Genomic DNA, 6,735 nt, shown 5'->3' on the forward strand with positions numbered 1-6,735 from the left:
GCGTGGGACTCCACGAACACCGCCGACGGCGACGTCGCGGTCTTCACCCCGATCGACATCGACCATGTCGACCGCCTGGGTTTGACGATCGCGGAGATCGCCACCGTCAAGGCCGGGATCATCAAAGAGGGCGCGGCCGTCGTCTCTGCCGCCCAGCCCGACGCGGCGAAGCGCGCGATCCTCGCGCGCGCCGAGCAGATGAACGCCTCCGTGGCTTTCCAGGGCGAGGCCTTCGCGCTCGAGTCCCAGACCCTCGCGGTCGGCGGACAGTTGCTCACGGTCCGCGGGATCGCCGGGACCTACGCCGAGCTGTACCTGCCGCTGTACGGTGCGCACCAGGGAGCGAACGCGGCGCTGGCGATCGCCGCCGTCGAGTCGCTCATCGGGGGAGGGGCGCAGCCCCTCGCCTCCGACGTCGTCACCGACGGGCTCGGTGCGACGACCTCCCCGGGCCGCCTGCAGCTCCTCGGCACGGCGCCCACCGTGCTCGTCGACGCCGCGCACAACCCCCACGGCGCTCGTGCCCTCGTGGCCGCGCTCGACGAGGCATTCGACATCGACGAGTGGGGGGCCGTGATCGGCATCCTGTCCGGCAAGGACACCGTCGGCATCGTCTCGACGCTCACCCCCGCCGTCGCTCGCGTCTTCGCCACGGCACCGGACAGCGACCGCGCCGCCGACCCCGACGCGATCGCCGACGTCGCCGAGGCCGCCGACCTTCCCGTCACCGTGCACCCCACGCTCGAAGAGGCAGCGGACGCGGCGCGCAAGTGGGCCGCCGAGTCCGACCGTCGCGCCGTCGTCATCGCCGGCTCCGTCGTGCTGGCCGGTGAGGCGATCCGCCTCTCCGCGCTCGAGGACTGGAAGGCCGGGTGGCAGCGATGAGCCCGCGCGAGCGCCGCCCGCGCCGCACCCGCGGTGCCCTGGAGTCCCTCGGAGCGGTCGTCCTCGGCTTCGAGTCGATCGTCGTGTTCCTGGGCGGCCTCGTCGTCTACGGTCTCAAGGCCCTGCCGTGGGGGATCGAACCGTGGTGGGGCATCGTCGGCGGCGCCGTGATGGCCGTCGCGATGGTCGCGGTCTCGGGACTGCTGCGCCACCGCTGGGCGATCGTCGCCGGATGGGCGCTGCAGGTGATCCTCGCCCTCGGCGGCATCCTCGTTCCGGCACTCGCGGTCGTGGCGATCATTTTCGGTGGCATGTGGGCGTATGCGACGATCAAGGGAGCGGCACTGGACCGGCAGAACGCCCGACGTGCCGCCGACCCCGACCTCTCGAACGGAGAATGACCCATGGCCACCGAAGAGACCCTCGTCCTGGTCAAGCCCGATGGCGTCGCCCGCGGCCTGACCGGCGCGATCCTCGCCCGCATCGAGGCGAAGGGCTACGCCCTCGTCGACATCCGCCTCGTCGAGCCCGACCGTGAGCGGCTCGCCGAGCACTACGCCGAGCACGAGGGCAAGCCCTTCTACGAGCCCCTGCTGGAGTTCATGCTCTCGGGCCCGTCGGTGGCGATCCGCCTCGCCGGCAACCGCGTCATCGAGGGCTTCCGCTCCCTCGCCGGCACCACCGATCCCACGACCGCCGCCCCGGGCACGATCCGCGGCGACTTCGGCCGCGACTGGGGCCTCAAGGTTCAGCAGAACCTGGTCCACGGCAGCGACAGCCCCGAGTCGGCCGCCCGCGAACTGTCGATCTGGTTCGACTGATCCCGGATGCCACCGCGGCCGCCGTCCCCGTCAGGGGCGGCGGCCGTCGTCGTCCGCGGAGCGCTCGTCGATCGGGCGTGGGGCGATGTGTCGCGTCTCGCGGAACCACAGTCCGGCACCGACGAGCGGCACGAACAGGATCATCAGCGTCCAGCCGACGTACTGCGCGGTGGCGAGGCGACGGGAGCGTCCGAAGAGGGATGCCAGCGCCCCGACCGTCAGCAGGAACGAGCACGCGGCGACACCGGCGAAGACGACGCCCAGGGGCACGGGCATGAGCGGGTTCGGCACGTCCATGACCCGACCCTACGCACGCTCGGCGGTGGATGCCGTCGAGGACCGGCCTCAGAGCTGGGAGAGCACGTCCAAGCGCAGCTGGGCGAGCACCGCGACGACGACATAGCCCCCGAGGGCCATGAGCGGGACCCACGGCATGAGGGCGGCCGCGGCATCCCGAATCTTCGCGCTGACCGGGACGATGCCCTCGCGCAACAGGTGGAGCGTGACGGCGAAGAACGTGGGGATCACCACGGACCACGTCACCATGCACCACGGGCAGAGCGTCCCGAGCACGAAGATGCTCTGCGAGATCAGCCAGATGACGAAGCTCATCGCCCCGGCGATGCCGAGCCAGAACAGGATCCAGAACCAGCGGGCGAAGCGAGCCCCCGCGAGGATCGCGACCCCGACCACGATCGGGGCGATCCAGGCGGCGAGGCCGATGATCGGGTTCGGGAACCCGAAGACGCTGCCCTGCCACGACTGCAGGTTCGCGCTGCACTGCACCAGCACGCTGAAGTCGCACGAGGCGGCGGCGCCGCCGTCCATCAGCTGGTGGAAGCGCTCCATCGTCAGCGAGAAGGCCGCCCACCACCCCACGACTCCCGCGATGATGAGCCAGACCGCCAGGACGGTCGGACGGCGGGGCGTGACGGTTTCGCTCATGCGGCTGATTCTTCCACTGCCGGACGGTGGCAACACTGCGCGATCCTTCGCCGTCGAGACGCTGCTGCGCTTCCGCCGCCGCGATAAACGCTTTCTGTACTGAGACACGCTGTCTCCGGGCGTTTCTCAGCACGGATGGCGTTCCTCGGGGATGGCCACGCGCGTGGGCGGTGACCGAATCGGGCCGACCGTGCGATAATGGAGCTTCGATGAGCCGCGGCCGCGCCGCAGGAGCATCACCAGAAGACTTCGGGCGATGACCGCCCTTCGCAGTACGAGCCGCAGGCCGGCTGCAGACCGAGTGAGTTCGCGGCCCCGCCGGGTGCGGCGCCGCACGAGATTTCGCCGGGCGACGCGCGGTGTCGCCCGCCAGGGAGTACGTCCGATATGGCCGACGCAACCGACGATCAGACCCCCGCCGAGACCCCGGCGACCGATACGCCTCCCACCGAGGCGGCGCACGACGAGACCTCCACCGCCGGCCACGCCGCGGCCGAAGAGGCCGCTCCCGTCGAGGACGCCGACGACGAGGCGGCCGTGGATGCCGCCGAGGCTGCGGCCGATACGGACTCCGGCGCCCCCGCGGTGCTCGAGACTGGCGCGGCAGAGCCCGAGGCGCAGCCCGCCGACGGCGACGTCGTGGCAGCGGAGGAGACCGCGCCGGCGGAGGAGTCCGCAGCGGCCGAATCGCAGCCCGAGGCGGCTGTCGAGCCCGAGTCGCCGGTCGAGCCCGAGGCCCCGGCATCCGACGCTCCCGTCGAGCCCGAGGCCCCGGCATCCGACGCTCCGGCCGCGCCCGCCACGCCGGGGATCCCGACCGCGGTGTCGCTGGGGCTGCTGCCGGAGGTCTTCGTGTCGGCCGTTTCGACGCAGCTGCACTTCTACGCTCCCGAGCTTCCGGCAGCGCCCGTGCGCGACGACGTCGACGAGGTCGAGGACGAGGCTCCGAACGATCGGGTCTCCTCGAACGCGCGCCGTCGCAACCGTCGCCGCGGGGGAGCGGCGGCGAACGGGTCCGACGAGCAGATCGAGGCCCCGGCCGCCCCCGTGCGCCAGCGCGCGGTCGAGCTCATCACCGAGCCGCAGCGCATCAAGGGCTCCACGCGTCTCGAGGCCAAGAAGCAGCGTCGCCGCGACGGCCGCGAGGCCGGTCGCCGTCGCCCGGTCGTGACCGAGGCCGAGTTCCTGGCCCGCCGCGAGGCCGTCGACCGCGTCATGGTCGTGCGGTCCAAGGCCGGTCGCATCCAGATCGCCGTCCTCGAGGACAACGTGCTCGTCGAGCACTACGTCGCCCGCAACCAGGACGCCTCGCTCATCGGCAACGTGTACCTGGGCCGCGTGCAGAACGTCCTGCCGAGCATGGAGGCGGCGTTCGTCGACATCGGTCGTGGACGCAACGCCGTGCTGTACTCCGGCGAGGTCGACTGGGACGGCGTCGAGACCGGCAACCAGCCGCGCCGCATCGAGCTGGCGCTGAAGTCCGGGGACCGCGTTCTCGTGCAGGTCACGAAGGACCCCGTGGGTCACAAGGGCGCGCGCCTGACGAGCCAGATCTCGCTGCCCGGCCGCTACCTCGTGTACGTGCCCGGCGGTGCCATGAACGGCATCTCCCGCAAACTCCCCGACACCGAGCGCGCGCGTCTGAAGAAGATCCTCAAAGAGGTCCTGCCCGAGTCCTCCGGCGTGATCGTGCGCACCGCGGCCGAGGGTGCGACAGAAGACCAGCTCACGCGCGACGTGCAGCGCCTCACGGCCCAGTGGGAGCACATCAGCACCCAGGTCAAGACCATCCAGGCCCCGGCGCTGTTGCACTCCGAGCCCGACCTGCTGGTCAAGATCGTCCGCGACGTCTTCAACGAGGACTTCACGCGCATGCTCATCCAGGGCGACGAGGCGCTGTCGACGATCTCCACCTACCTGCAGGGTGTCGCGCCCGACCTGCTCGAGCGCGTCGAGAAGTACGACGGCGACCAGGACCCGTTCGATGCGTTCCGCGTGACGGAGCAGATCGAGAAGGCCCTGGACCGCAAGGTGTGGCTCCCGTCCGGCGGTTCGCTGGTCATCGACCGCACCGAGGCGATGACCGTCGTCGACGTCAACACCGGCAAGTTCGTCGGCTCCGGCGGCAACCTCGAAGAGACCGTCACCAAGAACAACCTCGAGGCCGCGGAAGAGATCGTCCGTCAGCTGCGGCTGCGCGACATCGGCGGCATCATCGTCGTCGACTTCATCGACATGGTGCTGGAGTCCAACCGCGATCTCGTGCTGCGTCGCCTGATCGAGTGCCTGAGCCGTGACCGGACGAAGCACCAGGTCGCCGAGGTCACCTCGCTCGGGCTCGTGCAGATGACCCGCAAGAAGCTGGGTCTGGGTCTGCTCGAGACCTTCAGCGAGGCGTGCGAGGTCTGCGCGGGTCGCGGCGTCGTCGTGCACCACGATCCCGTCGTCAAGCACCGTTCGGCCTCCACCGGCAACGGCAACGGCGGATCCACCGGCAACGGCAACGGCAACAACCGTCGCAGCCGTGGTGGCAACGGCCCGTCCGCCGGGAACGGCGCGGGTAGCGGCACCGCCCCCGCGAACGGTGGACAGGCCGCCCCGACCGGCGGCACGCACGTCATCACCGAGGGCGTCAAGTCCGCACTCGCCCAGATCGCGGCATCCACGATCCACCCCACGGTCGACGACCCGGCCGTGGTCGAGGCGGCCGTCGTCGCCTCGGTCGAGGCGGTCATGGATGCCAAGGTCGAGGCGCCCGTGCGTGAGAAGCGCCCGCGCAAGAAGCGCGAGCCGAAGGCAGCGCGCACCGAGAAGGACGCGCTGCTCGAGTCGGTGCTCGAGGCGCTGCCCGAACCCAAGGCACCGGGTCAGGGCCGCTCACGCCGCCGCGTGACGACCGCCGCGCTCACCGGCACCCCGGTGAACGCCCAACCCTCCGACGGTTCCTGACCCTCGAGACCCCCCAACCCCCCGCGCGTGAGGGGTCAAGATCTGTCGCTTCAGACGCGGTCAGGCGACAGTTCTTGACCCCTCACGCCTCCGCGCGGCGCTCGCGGGCGGTGATCCGCAGGCCGGACGCGCGCAGGCGGCGGACGAGTTCACGTCCCCCGACGTGCTCGGCGCCCGCGGCGACGAGGTCGGCGTGGCGCTCATCGGGCACGTCGTAGTGGTCCAGATCGAATGCGCGGCGGGGGATCCCCGCGGCGGCGGCGAAGGCGTGCAGCTCGTCGATGCTGGCGTCGCTCACGAGGTGCGCCCAGAGCCGCCCGTGCGCAGGCCACTGCGGGTCGTCGATGAGAATCGCCACTCCGTGATCCTACGGCCGACACGCAGCCCCGATGCTTTTGCCGGATGCCGCCGGGTGAGCTAAACTCGTCCTTTGGTGCGTCGTGTCCGCGCGTTGGCGCGAGACCCCGCAGGCTTCGGCCGGCAGATCGCACCGAGACTCAGGGCGTGAAGCCCTCCCGACGTCATCAGACAAACCGGAGCCGTGCGCTCCCGAACGAAACAGGTGTGAAGTGGTTTACGCAGTTGTGCGCGCCGGCGGCCGCCAGGAGAAGGTCCAGGTCGGCACGATCGTCGTGCTCGACCGCCAGAAGGCGAAGATCGGCGAGAGCATCCAGCTGCCCGCCGTCCTGTTCGTCGACGGCGACGCGGTCACGACCGACGCCGACAAGCTCGCGAAGGTCTCGGTCACGGCCGAGGTGCTCGGCGAGGAGCGCGGTCCGAAGATCGTGATCCAGAAGTTCAAGAACAAGACCGGCTACAAGAAGCGCCAGGGCCACCGTCAGGACCTCACGCGCGTCAAGATCACCGGCATCAAGTAAGAGCCAGGAGACGCAGAGATGGCACACAAAAAGGGCGCAAGCTCCACCCGTAACGGTCGTGACTCCAACGCACAGCGCCTCGGCGTGAAGCGCTTCGGCGGCCAGGTCGTCCTCGCCGGCGAGATCATCGTGCGCCAGCGTGGCACGCACTTCCACCCCGGCGCCAACGTCGGCCGCGGTGGCGACGACACGCTGTTCGCCCTGGCCCCCGGCTCGGTCCAGTTCGGCCAGAAGGGCGGCCGCAAGGTCGTCAACAT

9 protein-coding genes are annotated in these 6,735 nt (G+C 70.6%); 6 read left to right on the forward strand and 3 right to left on the reverse strand.

Annotated elements, in window-relative coordinates; genetic code table 11:
- The 3 genes from LQV45_RS15065 to ndk form a co-directional block, all read left to right on the forward strand.
- Window positions 1-885 (forward strand): folylpolyglutamate synthase/dihydrofolate synthase family protein (locus LQV45_RS15065; protein ID WP_253074571.1); only part of this gene is annotated, 885 nt, incomplete at its 5' end.
- Entirely contained in the window at window positions 882-1,286 is a 405-nt protein-coding gene (locus LQV45_RS15070) for a DUF4233 domain-containing protein (RefSeq protein WP_230007737.1), read from the forward strand. The genes LQV45_RS15065 and LQV45_RS15070, both read left to right, overlap by 4 nt.
- Window positions 1,287-1,289: 3 nt before the next feature.
- Window positions 1,290-1,706, forward strand: coding sequence for a nucleoside-diphosphate kinase (gene ndk / locus LQV45_RS15075; RefSeq protein ID WP_138172333.1), 417 nt, complete (start codon window positions 1,290-1,292; stop codon window positions 1,704-1,706).
- Window positions 1,707-1,736: 30 nt separating this feature from the next.
- Here ndk and LQV45_RS15080 read toward each other — a convergent pair whose 3' ends face one another.
- Both LQV45_RS15080 and LQV45_RS15085 read right to left on the reverse strand, forming a co-directional pair.
- Entirely contained in the window at window positions 1,737-2,003 is a 267-nt protein-coding gene (locus LQV45_RS15080; protein WP_230007732.1) for a hypothetical protein, read from the reverse strand.
- Between the two features lie 48 nt (window positions 2,004-2,051).
- Window positions 2,052-2,651, reverse strand: coding sequence for a vitamin K epoxide reductase family protein (locus LQV45_RS15085; RefSeq protein WP_230007733.1), 600 nt, complete (start codon window positions 2,649-2,651; stop codon window positions 2,052-2,054).
- A gap of 387 nt (window positions 2,652-3,038) precedes the next feature.
- On the opposite strand from LQV45_RS15085, the gene LQV45_RS15090 reads away from it, so the two are divergent.
- Window positions 3,039-5,600 (forward strand): Rne/Rng family ribonuclease, encoded by a 2,562-nt coding sequence (locus LQV45_RS15090; protein ID WP_230007734.1) that lies wholly within the window; start codon window positions 3,039-3,041, stop codon window positions 5,598-5,600.
- Window positions 5,601-5,682: 82 nt separating this feature from the next.
- Here the strand turns inward: LQV45_RS15090 and LQV45_RS15095 are convergent, their stop codons facing one another.
- Window positions 5,683-5,958: a DUF4031 domain-containing protein gene (locus LQV45_RS15095; protein WP_230007735.1), complete on the reverse strand. Its 276-nt coding sequence runs from the start codon at window positions 5,956-5,958 to the stop codon at window positions 5,683-5,685.
- 211 nt (window positions 5,959-6,169) lie between these two features.
- On the opposite strand from LQV45_RS15095, the gene rplU reads away from it, so the two are divergent.
- Both rplU and rpmA read left to right on the forward strand, forming a co-directional pair.
- Complete coding sequence (gene rplU, locus LQV45_RS15100; protein WP_138172328.1) at window positions 6,170-6,478, forward strand: 50S ribosomal protein L21; 309 nt, start codon at window positions 6,170-6,172, stop codon at window positions 6,476-6,478.
- A gap of 18 nt (window positions 6,479-6,496) precedes the next feature.
- A partial coding sequence (gene rpmA / locus LQV45_RS15105; protein ID WP_230007736.1) for a 50S ribosomal protein L27 occupies window positions 6,497-6,735 on the forward strand: 239 nt, incomplete at its 3' end.

The organism is Microbacterium sp. Bi128 (assembly GCF_918698205.1).